Raw genomic sequence first — 18143 nt, forward strand, 5'->3', positions numbered from 1 at the left:
CAAAGCCGGGGGAGACCGATGTCGTACGACCCCGTGGACCGTCCGGCTCCCGCGCGCCCGGGGCCGCCCTGACCTGCGGGGAGGCGGGTCAGTGTCCGGTCGGGCCGAGCAGCCACCCGCACGGCGCAGCCAGGGCCGCGGCTTCGTCCGGTCCCCACGACCCCGGTGCGTACCGGTGCACCTGCGGCGGGTGCTCCTGCAGCGGGGCGAACGCCCGCCATGCGCTGGCCAGCCCGCTGCTGCTGGTGAACAGGGAGCGGTCCCCGGTCAGGACGTCGTGCAGCAAGGAGACGTACGGCGGCAGCGGCGTCCCGCCGGGGACGTCGGAGAGCTCCAGGGTCGCCGTCGCACGGGCCAGTGAGAGGTCCGGGCCCGGCTCCTTGGCGACCAGCGTCAGGTCCACGGCGCCGGACCCGGAGAGCGACAGCGAGACCACGTTGCCGTGCCCGGGGACGCCGTGGACCGGCCCCTCCGGCTTGCGGAGCAGCAGGCTCACGCGCTGCTCGCTGGCCGCCATCCGCTTGCCGGTGCGCAGGACGAACGGGACGCCGTGCCAGCGGTCGGTGTCCACCCACAGCCGGGCCGCGACGAAGGTGTCGGTCCGGGAGTCGTCGGCCACGCCCTCGATGTCGGTGTAGCCGTCGAACTGCCCGAGCACGACGTCCTCGGGGTCCAGCGGGCGGAAGGCGGCGAGCACGGCCTCCCGCGCGTCCAGCAGATCGGCGGGGGCGAAGCTGACCGGCGGCTCCATCGCCACCTCGGCGGCGAGCTGGAACAGGTGGGTGACCAGCATGTCCAGCGCCGCGCCCGTGGCGTCGTAGAACTCGGCGCGCTGGGCGACGCCGAGGTCCTCCGGGACGTCGATCTGCACCTGGACGACGTGCTCGCGGTGCCACAGCTGCTCGAACAGCCCGTTGGCGAACCGCATCACGTGCAGGTCCTGGGTGCCTTCCTTCCCCAGGAAGTGGTCGATCCGGAACACCTGGTCCTCGTCCAGGACGGAGTGCACCAGCTCGTCGAGCTCGCGGAAGGTGTCCGGCGAGGTGCCGTAGGGCTTCTCGTAGACCACCCGCGCACCCTCGGCCAGCCCGTGCTCGTCCAGGCCCCGGGTCAGCTTCTCGAACGCCGACGGCGGGACGGCGAGGTAGTGGACCACCTGCGGGTCGCCGCCCAGCTCGTCGCGGGCCTCCGCGAGCACGTCGAGCAGGCTGCCGGGGTCGGACTCCTCGAAGCCGCCCCCGGCGAACCGCAGCCGGCCGGCGAAGTCGTCCCAGGGCCCCTGGTCGGGGTGCGGCCCGAACTCCTCGAGCGCCTCTCGCACGCGCCCGGCGAAGTCCTCGTGCGACACGTCCCCGCGACCGTTGCCGACCAGCCGCCACTCCTCGGGGAGCAGGCCCTCCTGGGCGAGCTGGAAGAAGGCGGGCAGCACCATGCGCCGGGACAGGTCCCCGGTGGCGCCGAAGAGCACGAACACGGTGGGCGGCAGGTCGGCCACGTCTCCTCCTCGCTGCTGGGAGCGCTCGCCGGACCAGTGCCCGGGCCGGACGACGGTCACTCCTCCCGCGCGTCGTCCTGGCGGCCGGCGGGTAGGCGCTGCGACGTGGTCGTGGTGATCGGGACGTCGGGGTGGCAGTACCGCGACTGGCGCGGCCGCTTCTACCCGCAGCGGCTGCCCCAGCGGCTGTGGCTCGAGCACGTCGCCGAGCACTTCGCCACGGTGGAGAGCAACAACGCCTTCTACCGGCTGCCGGAGCGGTCGACGTTCGAGGCGTGGCGGGCACGCACCCCGGCCGACTTCCGGTGGGCGGTCAAGGCCAGCCGCTTCCTCACGCACGTCAAGCGGCTGCGCGAGCCCGAGGAGCCGGTCGCCCGGCTGATGGAGCGCGCGGCCGGGCTGGGGGAGCGGCTCGACGTCGTCCTCCTGCAGCTGCCGCCCACGCTCAAGGGCGACCCCGAGCTGCTCCGGACCTGCCTGGCGCAGTTCCCGGCCGGCACCCGGGTGGCCGTCGAGCCGCGGCACGACAGCTGGTGGACCGACGAGGTCCGGGCCCTGCTGGAGCGCTACGGCGCGGCGCTGTGCTGGGCCGACCGCGACGAGCAGCCGGTCGCCCCGCTGTGGCGCACCACCGGGTGGGGCTACCTGAGGATGCACACCGGCGCCGCCTCGCCGTGGCCCCGCTACCGGCCGGAGGCCCTGCAGGTGTGGGCCGACCGGCTGGCGGCGACGTGGGCGGACGACGAGGACGTGTTCGTCTACTTCAACAACGACCCGGGGTGCGCCGCGGTCGTCGACGCGGTCGCCTTCGCCGAGGCGGTCCGCCGCACCGGCCGGACGCCGACCCGCGTGCCCACGCCCGAGCAGGCGACCGGCGGCGCCTGGGCCGCTGCCTGACTAGTCGTCGTCGCGGCCGGAGCGGTCGTCGGAGTCGTCGTCCGCGCGATCACGGGTGCGCTCGGCGGCCTCCTCGCGGGCGTCATCCTCGGCGTCGCGCGCCTGCTCGGCGGCCTCCTCAGCGGCCTCCTCGGCAGCCTCGCGGGCCTCCTCCTCGGCCTCGCGCGCCTGCTCGGCGGCCTCCTCCTCCGCCTCACGGGCCTGCTCGGCGGCCTCCTCGGCAGCCTCGCGGGCCTCCTCCTCGGCCTCGCGGGCCTCCTCCTCCGCCTCGCGGGCCACCCGGGCCGGGTCGTCGGAGTCGTCGGGGGCGTGCGTCGCGCCGGCATCGCCCGACCCGCGGTCGTCGGTCCCGTCGTCGTCCGTGCCGTCGTCATCGGTGCCGTCGTCGGTGCTCGCGGCGCCGCGGTCGCCCGGACCCCGGTCCACGGTGCCGTCGTCGTCGGCCCCCGGGACGTCGTCGGAGCCGGACAGGTCGTCGTCGGAGCCGCGGTCGTCGGTAGCGCCCTCGTCGCCCGAGCCCCGGTCCTCGGTGCCGTCGTCGTCGCCGCGGCCGGAGTCGCCGGCCGGGTCGTCGGAGGAGGGGGCGTCGAACGGGGTGACCGCCTCGATCGCGCCGGCCACGCCGTCCTGGACGGCGCCGGGCAGGACGCCGACGGCGCCGGCCCCGGTCACGCCGGCCACGGCGATCCCGAGACCGGTGGCGGCCTGGACGACGACCGAGGCGGATCCGATCTTGGTCACGAGTGCGGTGATGCCGTGGAGCAGGAACACGAGGGGCCCCCTGGGTGGAGTGACTGGAGTCACTCCATCCATCGGCAGCCCGGCGGGGAACTTGAACCTTGCAGCAGATTTGTCCCGCTATCGGAGGACGGCGGGGTCCTCCGCGTGCCGGATGCCGAGCGCCTCGGCGGCCTGGTCGAGCACGGTCTGCACCGCGAGGGTGTCGGCCAGCGGCATGACCGCACTCTCGGTCCGGCCGGCCCGCAGGCACTCGGTCACCTCGGCGATCTCGTGCGCGTAGCCGGTGCCGGTCGCCGGCCGGGTGATGGTCTCCGGCTCGGCGCCGGTGCGGTGCAGCACGATGGTCTGCGGGTGGTGGAAGCGGGGGAGGACGTCGATCCAGCCCGCGGTCCCGAAGACGCGGGCCTGCCCAGGAGTCGGGTACCGCAGCGAGGTGGTCAGCGTGGCCGAGCGGCCGTCGGCGTAGCCCAGCAGGAGCGCGGCCTCGGCGTCGACGCCGGTCGGGAAGCGGGAGCCGGTCACGGTCACCGTGTCCGGGGTGCCCAGCAGCATCTGCGCGAACGAGACGACGTAGACGCCGAGGTCCAGCAGCGCCCCGCCGCCGAGCTCCGGGGCGAACAGCCGGTCGTGCGGGTCGTACGCGCGGGACACCCCGAGGTCGGCCTGCACCGAGCGGACCTCGCCGATCGTGCCGTCGGCCACCAGCTCGCGCAGGGCCACGACCACCGGCTGGAAGCGGGTCCACATCGCCTCCATGACGAAGACCCCGCGCTCCCGCGCCCGCTCGACGACCTCGGCGGCCCCCGCGGGGGTCGCGGTGAAGGCCTTCTCCACCAGCAGCGCCTTGCCCGCCTCGATGGCGCCCAGCGCCACCGCGTGGTGCTGCGGGTGCGGGGTGGCGACGTAGAGGACGTCGACGTCCGGGTCGGCCAGGATGTCGGCGTAGGAGCCGTGCGCCCGCTCGAGGCCGTGCAGCTGGGCGAACACCGTCGCGCGGTGGATCGACCGGGAGGCGACCGCCACCGGCCGGGCGCCGGGGACGTGGGCGAAGTCGCCCATCACGTTCTCCGCGATGCGGCCCGGTCCCACGATGCCCCAGCGGATCTCGGCGATCACCGGCACGACGCTATCGGCCCGGGCACACTGGCGCAGACGACCGAGCGTGCGAGGTCGTCCAGGTGGACAGCGCGCCCGGCACGTGCCGACGAGCGCAGCGAGGAGGTGCCGTGGCGCTGCTGATCGACCCTCCCGTGTGGCCCTGGCGCGGGCGGCGGTGGTCGCACCTGGTCAGCGACGTGTCCTACGACGAGCTGCACGCCTTCGTCGCCGCGGAGCTCGGCATCCCGCGCCGGGCGTTCCAGGGCGACCACTACGACGTCCCCGAGGAGCTGCACGAGGTCGCCGTGTCCGCCGGGGCGCTGCCGGTCGGCTCCCGCGAGCTGCTGTCCCGCCTCGTGGACGCCGGGCTGCGGCTCAGGAAGACGCGGCCCGCCTCCTCAGCAGGCTGAGCTCGGCGGCCAGGTTCGCCCGGGCGCGCGGGGTCCACTCCGCGGCCACCGCGGGCAGCCGGTAGAGCCGCGGCAGGGCCAGCAGGTGCTCCAGGACGGCGATCCGCCCGTCGGTGAACTCGGCGTCGGAGAGGTGCCCGTACTCCTCGCGCACCGCCGAGGCGTAGGCGGCGTAGGCCTCGGGCGGTCCGGCCAGCACCGCGAGGTCGGCGTCGCACAGCACCGCGCCGTTCGCGTCGTCCGGCGCGGGGTCGTGGCCGGCGGTCAGCAGCACCAGCCGCACGACCTCCTCGGCCCGTTCGTCCGGTACCAGCCCGCGCAGCCCGGCCCGCGCCCGCTCCGCGCTCGCCTGCTCGTTGTCGTCGCGGCGCGGGTCGTAGACGACGTCGTGGTACCAGGCGGCGAGCCGGACGGCGGCGGGGTCGCGCGCCGCCCCGCCCAGCTCCCCGACCAGCCCGAGCACGGCGGCCAGGTGGGCGAGGTCGTGGTACCGGCGGTGCGGCTCGCTCCACGCCGCGACGACGGCCGCCCACTCGGTGCGGGCGGTGGGGGAGTCGCCGGCCAGCTCGGCCCAGGCCTCGAACCCGACGAGGTTCATGCCACCCCGCAGGTGCGCAGGGTCAGCAGCGCGAACGCCCGCGCCGCGGTGACGACCTCGGCGACCGGCACGCGCTCCATCGGCCCGTGGGCGAGGTGGAGGTCGCCCGGCCCGAAGTGCAGGGTCGGGATCCCCGCGGCGGCGTACAGCCGCAGGTCGCTGCCGGCCGGGATGGCGCGCTCCGGGGGGACGCCGGCGCCGGCGTCGTCGACCGCCCGCTGGACGGCGGGCAGCAGCGGCTGCCCGCCGGGCAGCGAGCCGCTGGCGAACGCGCCGCCGGTCCAGGTGAGGCGGACCGGGTGCGCCGCCAGCCACGGGTGGCCCGCGCAGACCGCCGCCAGCCGCGCCTCGAAGGCCGCGCGCGCCTCCTCGACCGGCTCGCCCAGCCGCACGCCGTAGCGGCCCTCGGCGACCAGCCGGTCGGGCACCGAGCTGGCCCAGTCGCCGGCCTGCACCCGCCCGATGTTGATGCCGTACGGGAAGCGGGCGCCGCCGAACCGGGGGTCGGCGTCGCGCTGCCGCTCGGCCTCGAACTCCCGCAGCGCCGCGTGCACCTCGGCGAACAGCTCCACCGCGCTCACGCCCTGGTCGCGGTGCGCGGCGTGCGCGGCCAGCCCGGTGACCTCCAGCCGGAAGGTGAGCGCCCCGGCGTTGGCGGTCACGACCGCGCCGGCGGTCGGCTCCGGGATCACGCACAGGTCGCCGCGGTGCCCACGCCGCAGCGTGGCCCAGGCGCCGAGCCCGCCGTCCTCCTCGCCGACGACGGCGTGCACCGCCAGCGGCCGGGCCAGCCGCACCCCCGCCGTCCGCACCGCCGCCAGGGCGGCCAGGGAGGCGACCACCCCGGCCTTCATGTCGCAGGCCCCGCGGCCGTGGACGGCGCCGTCGGTGACCCGCGGGTCGAACGGAGGGGCGGGCCACAGGTCCAGGTCCCCGGGCGGGACGACGTCGGTGTGGCCGGTGAAGACCAGGGCGGGGACGCCGTCCTCGGCGGCCGGCGCGGTGCCGACGACCCCCCACGCCTCGGTGCGCACCACCTCCTGGCCGGGTGCGTCGGGGGCGGTGGCGGCCTCGGCGAGGTCGACCTCCCACCGGTCGACGGTGCAGCCGAGCTCCTCCAGCCAGTCGCCGACGAGGTGCTGCACCTCGCTCTCGGCCGGGGTCCCGCCGATCGACGGGACGGCGACCAACGTGCGCAACCGGTCGACCGCCCACTCCTCGTCCACGGCGGCCAGCACGCGGGTCTCGGCGTCGGTCAGTTCGCGCACGGGCGGAGTCTGGCACGCGGCCTGCCGGGCGCCCGGCGCCACGGGCAGTAGCGTGACCCGCCGTGACGCCACCGCCCCCACCGCCCGGCTGGTACCCCGACCCTGCCGGGGGCGGCGGCACCCGCTGGTGGGACGGGCAGGGCTGGACCGAGCACGTCCAGGCGCCGCCGTCACCCCCGCCGGCGCCCACGGTCGCCGTCCAGCTGCCCCCGCCGCCCCCGGGCGCCGGTTCGCCGTCCGCGGCGCGGGCCCCGGCGCAGCAGGCCCCTCCGCAGCACGGGCCCTCGCTCTACGACCAGCCGGTGCTGCTGGTGAACCAGAGGACCAAGCTGGTCGAGCTGACCAACGAGTACGCGGTGCTCGACGGCAACAGCACGCAGATCGGCGCCGTCGTCCAGGTCGGGCAGAGCGGGCTGAAGAAGGCGCTGCGGTTCCTGACCGAGTTCGACCAGTTCCTCACCCACCGGCTGGAGGTCCGTGACGGCACCGGGGTCGTCCTCGTCCTGACGCGTCCGGCCAAGCTGGTGAGGTCCCGGGTCGTCGTCGAGCGGCCGACGGGGGAGGTGCTGGGCGAGATCGTCCAGGCCAACGTCTTCGGGCGGATCCGGTTCGACCTCGTGGTGGGCGGCCAGGTGGTCGGGGCGATCCGGGCGGAGAACTGGCGGGCCTGGGACTTCGCCGTCACCGACGCCGCGGGCACCGAGGTGGCCAGGATCACGAAGAAGTGGGAGGGCCTGGCGCGGACCCTGTTCACCACGGCCGACCGGTACGTCGTCCTGGTGCACCACCGGCTGCCCGAGCCCCTGGCCAGCATGGTCATCGCCTCGGCGCTCACCGTCGACACCGCCCTGAAGCAGGACGACCGCGGCTTCAACTGATCGGTCCCGGACCGTGTGAGCACTCGTGACCGGGGGTAGCCTCGAGGACGTCCGGGCCGGGTGCATCGTGCCCCCGGGTGCCAATTGGTTATCGCCTTCGCGGACCACCGCCCCGACTCCGGTCGGGGGTCTGGAGCCGCGTTGTGCTTCTCGCCGCGAGGCGGCCGTCACCCGGTCCGGACCCTCATCGCGCAGGGCACACCCGTCCGCCTGGCCGGGTGCTCCCTGCGTGGGGGGACGGTGTCAGTAGGTCTCGTCGGTCGTCGTCCGGCGGGTGGGACCCCCCGCGGCGGTATCGCCGTAGGCGTCGGTCTGCACCACCCGACGACGCTGTCGGGGTCCCCAGACGGCGACCTCGAGCACGATGCCGAGGACGCCGGCGAGCATGAGGATCCACCCGACCACCTGCAGGTCGATCCCGCTGAGGTCCACCCTGAGGGCGAAGGTGAGGACTGCGCCGAGCGCGAGCAGGACGATGGCCGTTCCGAGCCGCATGGGAACTCCCTTCCTCGGGGTCGCGCCGGGCACGTTGCTGCCGACGGCCGACCGGCGGCGTCTCCGCCGGTCTCCGGTGCCCAGGAAGGCGGTGCGGAGAAACCCCGCCCCGGAACACCGCCCGATCCGGTGACCTCGGGCAGGTCCGGACCCCGTCTCCGACATGCCGCGTCGGGAACTCCCGCCTACCGTCGTCCACAGGTGTGACCGAGGCGACATCGGGAGTTCCCATGGCAGGCGCGGTACAGCAGGGACGCGGCGGGACGACGGTCGACGAGCGACACCGGCTGCCGATCAAGACCCTCGTCTCGGCGAGCATCGGCAACGCCGTCGAGTGGTTCGACTGGACGGTCTACGCGACCTTCGTCGTCTTCTTCGCCGGGCAGTTCTTCCCGGCCGAGAACGAGGCCCTGGCGCTGATCGGGGCGACGTCGACCTACGCCCTGGCCTTCTTCTTCCGCCCGCTCGGCGGCATCCTGCTCGGCCGGTTCGCCGACCTGCGCGGCCGCAAGGCGGGGATGCTGCTCACGATCCTGCTGATGGCCGGCGGCTCGATGGTCATCGCGATCCTGCCCACCTACGAGCAGGTCGGCTGGCTCGCCCCGATCCTGCTGCTGCTCGCGCGGATCGCGCAGGGCATGTCGCTGGGCGGCGAGGTGTCCAACGCCTCGGCCTACCTCGGTGAGATCGCCCCGCCGGACCACCGCGGCCGCTACTCGTCGTTCTTCTACATCTCCACGGGGTCGGCGCTGCTGGCCGCCTCGCTGCTCGGCGTGCTGCTGACCAGCACGCTCGACGACAACCAGCTCGAGTCCTACGGCTGGCGGATCGCCTTCTTCATCGGCGGCCTGCTCGGCCTGATCGGCATGTGGCTGCGCCGGTCGCTGGTGGAGACCGAGCAGTTCGAGGAGAACGCGGAGAAGGCCCGGGCGACCAAGCACCCGCTGCTGCAGACGATCAAGCACCACCCGAAGGCCGTGGCCCAGCTGGTCGCGATCACGCTGCTGAACACGCTGTCGTACTACACGTTCTTCAGCGCCCTCACGCCGTTCGCGATCAGCTTCCGCGACGCCGACGAGAGCGACGTCTTCCTCGCCCTCTCCCTCGGCACCGCCTTGTTCGTGGCCCTCTGCTACCCGTTCGGGGCGCTGTCGGACCGGTTCGGGCGCAAGCCGCAGCTGCTGGTCTGGTCCGGTGCGCTCGCCGTCCTGATCGTGCCCCTGTCCTTCCTGGTCAGGGACAACCTGTTCTCGCTCATCGTGGTCTTCTGCACCGGCCTGGGCCTCTACGCGCTCATGGCCTCGATCGCGCCGGCGATCATGAGCGAGCTGTTCCCCACCGAGCTGCGGGCCATCGGCATCGGCGCCTGGTACAATCTCACGGTCGCCACGTTCGGTGGGACGGCGCCGCTGGTCATCACCGCGCTCTCCGACGCCGGCCACCCGCTGTGGTTCTTCTGGTACGTGGCGATCGCCGCCGTCGTCACCTTCTCCGTCGTCCTCACCCTCCGGGAGACCAAGGGCACCGAGCTGCTCTGAGGCGTCTCTGAGGGGCCTCAGACGCCGGGGAGTCCCGCCGGACTGCCCGACCGCCCGATGCCGGGGCGGCCGCCTCAGCACGACCGTCGACGTCGTCGGAACGGACGACGACGACGGGAGACGACGATGGCGACCTACCCGAACCCCGGGCTCGAGGCCGAGCTGGCCTACCGGCGGGAGGTGCTCCAGCAGATCGGCCGCAACACCCGCACCCGGCGCGGCCCCTGGTTCACCCGCCGCCGGACGAGGTGACGAAGGACCTCCTCCTCCCCACCCCTCGCAGCGGCCCTCCTGCCGGGACCCGCCGCGAGCCGGCGAGTGGCGGGGGCAGGAGGGTCCTTCTGCCACGATCGGCCTCGTGCCGCAGTGGGACGACCGACCGCTGGTGGGCCGGGCCGAGGAGCTCGCCCGCCTGCTCACGACGGTCGACCGGGCGCTGGAGGGGCGCACCTGCGCGGTGCTCCTCTCCGGTGACGCCGGGGTCGGCAAGACCCGCCTGCTCGACGAGCTGGCCGCCCGGGCGGGCGAGCGGGGCCTGCGGGTGCTCACCGGCCACTGCGTGGACCTCGGCGACGTCGGGCTGCCCTACCTGCCGTTCGTGGACCTGCTCCGCCCGGTGGCCGCCGACCCGGCTGCCGCGGGGCAGCCGGCCCTGACCGGGCTGCTCACCGGCCGGGGCGTGGCCGAGGTCCCTGAGCTCCCCGCGGGGGACGCCGCCGACCTCGGCCGACCCTTGGCGCGCCTGGCGCCCCGGGCGGGTCTCGACGACGGCCGGCTGCAGCTGTTCGAGTCGGTGGCCGCGCTGCTGGGCGAGCTGGCCGCGCGCGCTCCGCTGCTGGTCGTGCTGGAGGACGTGCACTGGGCCGACCACTCCAGCCGCGACCTGCTGCGTTACCTGCTGGCCCGGCTGGCCGACGAGCCGATCGCGCTGGTCGTCTCCTACCGCGCCGACGACCTGCACCGCCGGCACCCGCTGCGGCCGCTGCTCGCCGAGCTGGTGCGGCTGCCCGGTGTGGAGCGGCTGGAGCTCGGCCCGCTGCCGGACGCGGCGGTCGGCGAGCTGGTCCGCGGGCTGGCCACCGGTGTCCCGGGGCGCACCGTCGACGACGTCGTGGCCCGCGCCGAGGGCAACGCCTTCTACGCCGAGGAGCTGCTGGCGGCGGGTCTGGCGGGGGAGACGCTGCCGCTGGCGCTGACCGACCTGCTCCTGGCCCGGGTCGAGCAGCTCGGGGAGGCGGCCCAGCGGGTGCTGCGGGTGGCCGCGGTCGCCGGACGGCTCGTGCGGCACGACCTGGTCGCCGCCGTCAGCGGCCTGTCCCCGGCCGAGCTGGAGGCGGCGCTGGCCGAGGCGGTGCACCACCACCTGCTGGTGGTCTCCGACGACGGCCGTTACCGCTTCCGGCACGCGCTGCTGCGCGAGGCGGTCCTCGCCGACCTGTTGCCGGGGGAGCGGGTGCGGCTGCACGCGGCGTTCGCCGCCCACCTGACCGCGACCCCGGGCGCGGGCACGGCCGCCGAGCTGGCCCACCACACCCGGGGCAGCAACGACCTCGCGGGCGCCTTCTCGGCGTCGCTGGAGGCGGCCGCGGACGCCGCCGCGGTCGGTGCCCCGGCGGAGCAGCTGCAGCACCTCGAGGCGGCCCTCGCGCTGTGGCCCGCGGTACCGGACGCGGCCGAGCGCGCCGGGCGGGACCAGCCCACGCTGCTGCTGGACACCGCGGCGGCGGCCCGGCGCGGCGGTGAGCTGCATCGAGCGGTCGCGCTGCTGCGCTCGGCGCTGGAGCTGCTCGGCGAGGACGGCGACCAAGCAGCCCGGGCGCGGGTGCACTACACCCTGGCCCAGGCGCTCGGCCGGATCGAGGACCAGGCCGCCGCGCACCGGGAGAGCACCCGGGCGATGGAACTGGTCCCGGCCGCGCCGCCGTCCGTCGTCCGGACCTGGGCCGCGGCGACGCACGCGCGCACCAGCTACGACCTGAGCCGCTGGGCGGAGGGGGACGCCGCGGCTGACGAGGCGCTCGCCGCCGCGGACGCCCTGGGCCTGGACAGCGCGTGGGCCGACACGGCGGTGTCGCTGGCACGGGTCCGGGGGTTCGGGGACCGCGCCGCGGTGCGGACCCGGCTGGAGGAGGCCCTGGCGCGGGCCCGCCGGTCGGGCGACACCGACGTCGAGATGCGGGTGCTGTTCAACCTGGCCGTCGTCCCGTACGAGGACGGTGCGCTGGACGAGGCGCTGGCCTGGATCGACGCCGGGCTCGCGCGGGCCCGCGCCCGGGGGGTGGAGTGGGCGTTCTACCCGGCCGAGCTGCGCCACCTGGGCGTCGTGGCGCGCTACGTCTCCGGCGACTGGGACGGCAGCCTGCAGCTGGCGGAGGGGCTGGCCCGCGTGCCGGAGATGTCGGCGCACGTGCGGGCGGCCGGGCTGCTCGTGCAGGTCGGCCGTGGCGACCCGGCGGCCGCGGAACGGGTGGCCTGGGCCCGGGGTCTGACCGCGCGGCTGGACGCGCACGTGCTGCTGCTCCTGGCCACCGCCGGTGCCGAGATCGACCTCGCCGCGTGGGCCGGGGACGCCGGCACCGCCGCCGAGCGGGCCCGCACCGCGGTGCAGCAGGTGCACACGTACTGGAACCACGACCGCCTGGCGGTGGTGCGGCTGGTCGCGACGGCGCTCGCGCCGGTGTCCGACGCGGCGGCGGGCGCCCGGCTGGTCGGCGACGACGACGGCGTGCGCCGCTGGGGATCGGTGGGGGAGGAGCTGGCCGCGCTGGGCCGCTCGGCCGTCGAGGACCACCTGCGCGCGGTCGGCGAGTACGGCGTGGAGGCGGCCGCGTGGCTGGCCCGCCTGGAGGCCGAGGCCGCCCGGCTGGCCGGCCGGGCCGAACCCGGGCTGTGGCGGGCGGCCGTGGACGCGTTCGGCTACGGGCACGTGTACGAGCAGGCGCGGTCCCGCCTCCGCCTGGCCGAGGCGCTGCTGGCCGCCGACGACCGGACCGGCGCGGCGGAGGAGCTGCGGGCGGTCGCCGAGGTGGCCGAGCGGCTGGGCGCGGCTCCGCTGCGGGGTGCGGTCACGGCGCTGGCCCGGCGCGGGCGGCTGGACCTGCCGGGTGCCGATCGCCCGGCCGGTCCGGCGGCGGTGTTCACGCCGCGGGAGACCGAGGTGCTGCGGCTGCTGGCGCAGGGGCGGACCAACCGGCAGATCGGCGCGGAGCTCTACATCAGCGAGAAGACCGCCAGCGTGCACGTCAGCAACATCCTGGCGAAGCTGGGCGCCGGCGGCCGGACCGAGGCGGTGGCGATCGCCGCCGCCCGCGGTCTGCTGCCCACCCCCGACGCCGCCGCACGCTGATCCCCTGACGCTCAGCACCCCCTGGTCGGGAGGAGTGGGGCCCGGAGGGTCCCCGACGAGCGGCCGGGTGGGCTCAGCGCCGGTCGGGGACGGCACCTGGCCGCGGTCGTCGTCCGGAGGACGACAGTGTCAGAGCATCGTGCGGAGGCGCTCGCGGCGGGCGCGGAGCACGTCGACCGACGCCGAGGCCGACGGCGGCCCGGGGACGGACTTGCGCAGCTGCGTGTGCACCACCGCGTGCGGCGTGGACGTCTTCGCCGCCACCCGGCTCACCAGCCGGTTGATCTCCCGGCGCAGCTCGGCGGCGTCGCGCCAGGAGCGGCCGGCGTCGTCCTCGTCCGGGTGGTCCTCGACCGGGAAGAGGCCGCCGTCCTCGTCGTCGTGGTGGGCGCGCTCGGCGATGCGGGCCCGCAGTTCGTCGTCCCGCCTGGCGAGCAGCGAGGCGGTCTGCTCGGCGGTGAGCAGACCGGGGATGCCGAGGAACTCCTCGTCCTCGGCGCCCAGCGACACGGTGGCCGGCCGGCCCTCGCCGGTGTGCGCGGTGCCGCCGTGCAGCACGTGCGCGAAGCGGGCGTCGGCCTCGAGCGCCTCGAACTGCTTGACGCCGTCGGGCACCTCCCGCTCCTTGGGCGGCAGCGGGTCGAGGTCGAGCGCCTCCGGGTCCTGCGCCTTGGGCGGCGGCATGACGTGGTTGCGTTCCTTCTCCAGCGACGCGGCGAGGCCCAGCAGGGGCCGGACGGCGGGGAGGAACACGGTCGCGGACTCGTGCGGCGCGCGTGAGCGGACGACGCGGCCGACGGCCTGGGCGAAGAACAGCGGCGTCCGGTAGGAGGTCATCCACGCCAGGACGGCGGCCCGCGGGACGTCGACCCCTTCGGAGATCATCCGCACGCAGACGGCGATCCGCGCCGATCCCGTCGCGAACCGCTCGATCTTCTTCGACGCCTTGGGGTCGTCGGAGAGGATCACCTCGGGTGCCTTGCCGGTGACGCGCTTGACGATGCGGGCGTAGGCGCGGGCGTCGTCCTGGTCGCTGGCGAGGATCAGCCCGGCGGCGTCGGGCATGCCGCCCTCCTCGCGCAGGTGCGTGATCCGGTCGTCCATCGCGGCGATGACGTGCGGCACCCACTGGCCCTTGGGGTCCAGCGCGGTCCGCCAGGCCTGCATCTCGACCGAGCGGGTGCCGGCCTCCGACAGGGACGCCGCGACCACCTCGCCGGCGGAGTTCCGCCAGCGGGAGGTCCCGGTGTAGGCGGCGAAGACCACCGGGCGGACGACGTTGTCGGCCAGCGCCTCCTTGTAGCCGTAGGTGTAGTCCGCGCGGCTGACCAGGCCGGTGCCGCCCTCGCCGTCGTCCCCCTCGAACCCGTCCTCCTCGTAGCGGACGAAGGGGATGCGCTCGTCGGCCTTGGTGCGGAACGGGGTCCCGGTGAGGCACAGCCGGCGGGCGGCGAAGCCGTAGGCCTCCTCGATGGCCTCGCCCCAGGAGAGGCCGTCACCGGCGTGGTGGACCTCGTCGAGGATGACCAGCGTCTTGACCGCGGTGGCACGGGCGGCGTGCAGCATCGGCTTGCCGGCGACCTGCGCGTAGGTGGTCACGTAGCCCTGGGTGCCGGCGCGCACCGGGCCGACGGCGTTGGTCAGGCCCGGGTCGAGGACGATGCCCATCCGGTCGGCCGCGTCGGCCCACTGCAGCCGCAGGTGGTCGGTCGGGCAGACGACGATGACGCGGGCGACCTCGCGGCGCTGGAGCAGCCGGGCGGCCAGGGTGAGGGCGAAGGTCGTCTTGCCCGCGCCCGGGGTCGCGGTGACGAGGAAGTCCTTCGGCGACTCCTGCTCGTACTTCTCCAGAGCGGCCTGCTGCCAGGCCCGGAGCGGTCGGCTGGTCCTCTGCGGGGCGACCGCCTCCGCGCGTGCTGCACTCCCCATGTCGTCGGCCATCCTGCCTGCGGTGGAGGCAACACGCCCAACCGGCCACCTCCCGCGCGCCCCCGCCCCGGCGTCGTATGGGGGCCGTCCGCGGGCTTCTGACCTGGTCGGATGTGCGCAGGGGGCCGAGGGTGTGGTGATGGTCTCGCGGCCGCGGACGGGCCGTTCCGTCTCGCACGCCCCAGCCGTCCCGCAGCCCACGACCGGCGGCCCCCTGCAGGGTCCCGCCGCGAGCGTGCGAGCGGTGGGGGGCGGGGGTCCTTCTTCAGTCGGCGGGCTCGTCCACCCAGTCGGGGCCGTTGACCTCGCCGGGGCCGGCCAGGTCGTCGGCGTCGACGATCGTGTACGCGTAGCCCTGCTCGGCCAGGAAGCGCTGCCGGTGGGCGGCGTACTCGGCGTCGAGGGTGTCGCGGCTGACGACCGTGTAGAAGTGCGCCTGCCGGCCGTCGGCCTTGGGGCGAAGCACGCGGCCGAGGCGCTGGGCCTCCTCCTGCCGCGAGCCGAAGGTCCCCGACACCTGGACGGCGACGGCGGCCTCGGGCAGGTCGATGGAGAAGTTGGCCACCTTCGACACGACGAGCGTGCGGATCTCCCCGGCGCGGAAGGCGTCGAAGAGCTTCTCCCGCTCGCGGTTGGTCGTGGAGCCCTGGATGACCGGGGCGTCCAGCGCCTGGCCGAGCTCCTCGAGCTGGTCGAGGTAGGCGCCGATGACCAGCTTCTGCTCGTCGGGGTGGCGGTCCAGCACGCGGCGGATCACCGGCAGCTTGGACGACGCCGTCGCCGCGATCCGGTACCGCTCCTCGGGCTCGGCGACCGCGTAGGTCATCCGCTCCTCGTCGTCGAGCGACACCCGGACCTCGATGCACTCGGCCGGGGCGATGTAGCCCTGGGCCTCGATGTCCCGCCAGGGCGCGTCGTAGCGCTTCGGGCCGATCAGGGAGAACACGTCGTCCTCCCGGCCGTCCTCGCGCACCAGGGTGGCGGTGAGGCCCAGCCGCCGGCGGGACTGCAGGTCCGCGGTCAGCCGGAAGATCGGCGCCGGCAGCAGGTGCACCTCGTCGTAGACGATCAGGCCCCAGTCCTGCGCGTCGAACAGGTCCAGGTGCCGGTACTCGCCCTTCCGGCGGGTGGTGATCACCTGGTAGGTCGCGATGGTGACCGGGCGGATCTCCTTGCGCTCGCCCGAGTACTCGCCGATCTCGTCCTCGGTCAGCGACGTGCGCGCGATCAGCTCCCGCTTCCACTGCCGTCCGGCGACGGTGTTGGTGACCAGGATCAGCGTGGTGGCCTTGGCCTCGGCCATCGCCGCGGCCCCGACCAGCGTCTTCCCCGCCCCACAGGGCAGGACGACCACGCCGGAGCCACCGGCCCAGAAGCCGTCCACGGCCTCCTGCTGGTAGTCGCGCAGGTGCCAGCCGGACTGGTCGAGCTCGATCGGGTGCGCCTGGCCGTCGACGTAGCCGGCGAGGTCCTCGGCCGGCCAGCCGACCTTGAGCAGCGCCTGCTTGAGTCGCCCGCGCTCCGACGGGTGGACGACGACGGTGTCGTCGTCGATGCGGGCGCCCAGCATGGGGGCGACCCGCTTGGAGCGGACGACCTCCTCGAGCACGGCCCGGTCCGACGAGGTCAGCACCAGCCCGTGCACCGGGTTGTTCACCAGGGTGAGCCGGCCGAACCGGTCCATGGTGTCGGCGACGTCGACCAGCAGCGCGTGCGGGACCGGGTAGCGGGAGTACCGCACCAGCGCGTCGACCACCTGCTCGGCGTCGTGCCCCGCGGCGCGGGCGTTCCACAGCGCCAGCGGGGTGACCCGGTAGGTGTGCACGTGCTCGGGCGAGCGCTCCAGCTCGGCGAACGGCGCGATGGCGGCTCGGCACTCACGGGCCAGCGGGTGGTCGACCTCGAGCAGGAGGGTCTTGTCCGACTGGACGATGAGGGGTCCGTCGTTCACGCGTTCTCCTCGCTGGCGCTCGTCGGCCGCGCGAACGGCGTTGCTGTGTTCATTGCTGAGCTCGCACGCTCGCTCACGAGGACCTCTCGGCAGACGTGGGGGGACGGCGGCCCCGCAGGGCCTCCGACACCGTAACCACGGGGACCGACGGGGCCTTCCCGCCGGCGGGCGTCAGATCCAGGACCGCAGCCGCAGCGGGGGCTCGTCCCCGCCCGGCCGCCGCAGCAGCACCTGGTTGACGCCCATCCGCCCGGCCTCGAACGCCAGCGCGCTGGCGGCCATGTACAGCCGCCACACCCGCGCCCGGCCGGGCGTGGTGAGCGCGACCGCGGCGTCCCAGTGCTTCTCCAGCCGCTCGACCCACGCCCGCAGCGTCAGCCCGTAGTGCCGGCGGAGGGCCTCGACGTCGAGCACCTCCAGCCTCTCGTCCTCGAGGGCGGCCACCGTGCCGGCCAGGCTGAGCAGCTCGCCGTCGGGGAAGACGAACCGGGTGATGAACGTGTCGTTGTCCCAGTCGGCCGCCCCAGCGTTCCACGAGATCGCGTGGTTGAGCAGCCGGCCGCCGGGGCGGAGCAGGTCGTGCAGCGCGCGGGCGTACCCGGCCATCCCGGCCGCGCCCACGTGCTCGGCCATCCCGATCGAGCTGATCGCGTCGAAGGGGCCGTCGGCGACGTCGCGGTAGTCCTGGACCCGGATCTCCACCCGGTCGGCCAGCCCGGCCTCGGCCACCCGCGCCCGGGCCAGCTCGGCCTGCGCGGCGGAGAGCGTGACCCCGACGACTCGCGCGCCGTACCGCTGCGCGGCGTGCAGCGCCAGGCTGCCCCAGCCGCACCCCACGTCGAGCAGCCGCGTCCCCTCGGCGAGGGCGAGCTTGCGGCAGACGAGGTCGAGCTTGGCCTCCTGGGCCGCCTCCAGGCCGGTGGCCGGCGACTCCCAGACGGCGCACGAGTAGACCATCGAGGGGCCGAGCACGAGCCGGTAGAAGTCGTTGCTCAGGTCGTAGTGGTGGGAGATCGCGGCGGCGTCCCGGGCCTTCGAGTGCCGCCGTCCGAACCGCCGCAGCCGGACCTCCTCCGGTGGCGGCGCCGGCTCGGGGCCGAGCGCGCCGAGGGAGGCCGCGGTGCGCACCAGCGCCAGCCGCTCGGCCGGCGGGAGCGCCGGCGCCTCCTCCCCGGCCAGCCGTCCGGCCGAGGACAGCGCCGACAGCGTGTCGAAGACGTCGTCCTCCAGGTCGAGCTCACCGGCGACGTAGGCCCGCCCCAGCCCCAGCTCCCCGGGCGACCACACCAGCCGGCGCACCGCCCGCCGCGAGCGGACGGCGACCACCGGCGCGCCCTCGGGCCCGGCCACGGATCCGTCCCACGCCCGCAACCGGATCGGCAACTCGTCGACTCCCAGGACCCCCTGCACGGCCGCTGCCAGGCGGTCCGCCACAGTCTGCTCGATCCCCATGTCGAGCGAGGGTCGTGCGATCCGTTGGCCGGGACAAGCGGTTGCCG

General features: G+C 75.2%; 15 protein-coding genes. 6 read left to right on the plus strand and 9 right to left on the minus strand.

The features are described from left to right. Window positions 1-88: 88 nt before the first annotated feature. On the minus strand, window positions 89-1495 hold the full coding sequence (locus ACI782_RS00925) for a glucose-6-phosphate dehydrogenase (protein ID WP_456905139.1): 1407 nt from the start codon (window positions 1493-1495) through the stop codon (window positions 89-91). Between the two features lie 105 nt (window positions 1496-1600). On the opposite strand from ACI782_RS00925, the gene ACI782_RS00930 reads away from it, so the two are divergent. Then, window positions 1601-2392: a DUF72 domain-containing protein gene (locus ACI782_RS00930; protein ID WP_456905141.1), complete on the plus strand. Its 792-nt coding sequence runs from the start codon at window positions 1601-1603 to the stop codon at window positions 2390-2392. On the opposite strand, the gene ACI782_RS00935 is transcribed toward ACI782_RS00930, so the two are convergent. Beyond that, window positions 2393-3163, minus strand: coding sequence for a hypothetical protein (locus ACI782_RS00935; RefSeq protein ID WP_456905143.1), 771 nt, complete (start codon window positions 3161-3163; stop codon window positions 2393-2395). An 87-nt stretch (window positions 3164-3250) separates the two neighbouring features. Next, window positions 3251-4249: a Gfo/Idh/MocA family protein gene (locus ACI782_RS00940; RefSeq protein WP_456905145.1), complete on the minus strand. Its 999-nt coding sequence runs from the start codon at window positions 4247-4249 to the stop codon at window positions 3251-3253. A 110-nt stretch (window positions 4250-4359) separates the two neighbouring features. Between ACI782_RS00940 and ACI782_RS00945 the strand changes: the two genes are divergently transcribed. Continuing rightward, window positions 4360-4641, plus strand: coding sequence for a DUF4031 domain-containing protein (locus ACI782_RS00945; RefSeq protein WP_456905146.1), 282 nt, complete (start codon window positions 4360-4362; stop codon window positions 4639-4641). On the opposite strand, the gene ACI782_RS00950 is transcribed toward ACI782_RS00945, so the two are convergent. Both ACI782_RS00950 and ACI782_RS00955 read right to left on the minus strand, forming a co-directional pair. Further along, a complete protein-coding gene (locus tag ACI782_RS00950; protein WP_456905148.1) occupies window positions 4607-5239 on the minus strand; it encodes an HD domain-containing protein in 633 nt (210 codons plus the stop codon). The genes ACI782_RS00945 and ACI782_RS00950 overlap by 35 nt on opposite strands. Beyond that, the gene (locus ACI782_RS00955; protein WP_456905150.1) at window positions 5236-6507 is read right to left on the minus strand and encodes an ArgE/DapE family deacylase; all 1272 of its coding nucleotides are present in this window, start codon (window positions 6505-6507) and stop codon (window positions 5236-5238) included. Before ACI782_RS00955 ends, ACI782_RS00950 begins: the two co-directional genes overlap by 4 nt. Window positions 6508-6569: 62 nt before the next feature. Here ACI782_RS00955 and ACI782_RS00960 point away from each other — a divergent pair, with 62 nt between their 5' ends. Continuing rightward, complete coding sequence (locus ACI782_RS00960; protein WP_456905152.1) at window positions 6570-7385, plus strand: phospholipid scramblase-related protein; 816 nt, start codon at window positions 6570-6572, stop codon at window positions 7383-7385. A 243-nt stretch (window positions 7386-7628) separates the two neighbouring features. Here the strand turns inward: ACI782_RS00960 and ACI782_RS00965 are convergent, their stop codons facing one another. Continuing rightward, on the minus strand, window positions 7629-7880 hold the full coding sequence (locus ACI782_RS00965) for a DUF6458 family protein (protein ID WP_456905155.1): 252 nt from the start codon (window positions 7878-7880) through the stop codon (window positions 7629-7631). A 230-nt stretch (window positions 7881-8110) separates the two neighbouring features. Here ACI782_RS00965 and ACI782_RS00970 point away from each other — a divergent pair, with 230 nt between their 5' ends. The 3 genes from ACI782_RS00970 to ACI782_RS00980 all read left to right on the plus strand — a co-directional run bounded on the left by ACI782_RS00970 (window position 8111) and on the right by ACI782_RS00980 (window position 12764). Continuing rightward, the gene (locus ACI782_RS00970; RefSeq protein ID WP_456905157.1) at window positions 8111-9418 is read left to right on the plus strand and encodes an MFS transporter; all 1308 of its coding nucleotides are present in this window, start codon (window positions 8111-8113) and stop codon (window positions 9416-9418) included. Window positions 9419-9544: 126 nt separating this feature from the next. After that, on the plus strand, window positions 9545-9670 hold the full coding sequence (locus ACI782_RS00975; protein ID WP_456905159.1) for a hypothetical protein: 126 nt from the start codon (window positions 9545-9547) through the stop codon (window positions 9668-9670). Between the two features lie 106 nt (window positions 9671-9776). Next, entirely contained in the window at window positions 9777-12764 is a 2988-nt protein-coding gene (locus ACI782_RS00980) for an ATP-binding protein (RefSeq protein ID WP_456905161.1), read from the plus strand. A 129-nt stretch (window positions 12765-12893) separates the two neighbouring features. On the opposite strand, the gene ACI782_RS00985 is transcribed toward ACI782_RS00980, so the two are convergent. The 3 genes from ACI782_RS00985 to ACI782_RS00995 form a co-directional block, all read right to left on the minus strand. Then, a complete protein-coding gene (locus ACI782_RS00985; protein WP_456905163.1) occupies window positions 12894-14693 on the minus strand; it encodes a DEAD/DEAH box helicase in 1800 nt (599 codons plus the stop codon). Window positions 14694-14958: 265 nt separating this feature from the next. After that, window positions 14959-16644: a DNA repair helicase XPB gene (locus ACI782_RS00990; protein ID WP_456905165.1), complete on the minus strand. Its 1686-nt coding sequence runs from the start codon at window positions 16642-16644 to the stop codon at window positions 14959-14961. Between the two features lie 171 nt (window positions 16645-16815). Then, entirely contained in the window at window positions 16816-18096 is a 1281-nt protein-coding gene (locus ACI782_RS00995) for a class I SAM-dependent methyltransferase (protein ID WP_456905167.1), read from the minus strand. Between the last annotated feature and the right edge of the window lie 47 nt (window positions 18097-18143).

This window comes from Geodermatophilus sp. SYSU D00703 (assembly GCF_054050155.1).

What these genes read in the sequence shown, in the direction of transcription:
- ACI782_RS00965 (WP_456905155.1), bottom strand. Translation starts at nt 7,880, where the DNA reads ATGCGGCTCGGAACGGCCATCGTCCTGCTCGCGCTCGGCGCAGTCCTC.
- ACI782_RS00995 (WP_456905167.1), bottom strand. Translation starts at nt 18,096, where the DNA reads ATGGGGATCGAGCAGACTGTGGCGGACCGCCTGGCAGCGGCCGTGCAG.
- ACI782_RS00985 (WP_456905163.1), bottom strand. Translation starts at nt 14,693, where the DNA reads ATGGGGAGTGCAGCACGCGCGGAGGCGGTCGCCCCGCAGAGGACCAGC.
- ACI782_RS00950 (WP_456905148.1), bottom strand. Translation starts at nt 5,239, where the DNA reads ATGAACCTCGTCGGGTTCGAGGCCTGGGCCGAGCTGGCCGGCGACTCC.
- ACI782_RS00970 (WP_456905157.1), top strand. Translation starts at nt 8,111, where the DNA reads ATGGCAGGCGCGGTACAGCAGGGACGCGGCGGGACGACGGTCGACGAG.
- ACI782_RS00975 (WP_456905159.1), top strand. Translation starts at nt 9,545, where the DNA reads ATGGCGACCTACCCGAACCCCGGGCTCGAGGCCGAGCTGGCCTACCGG.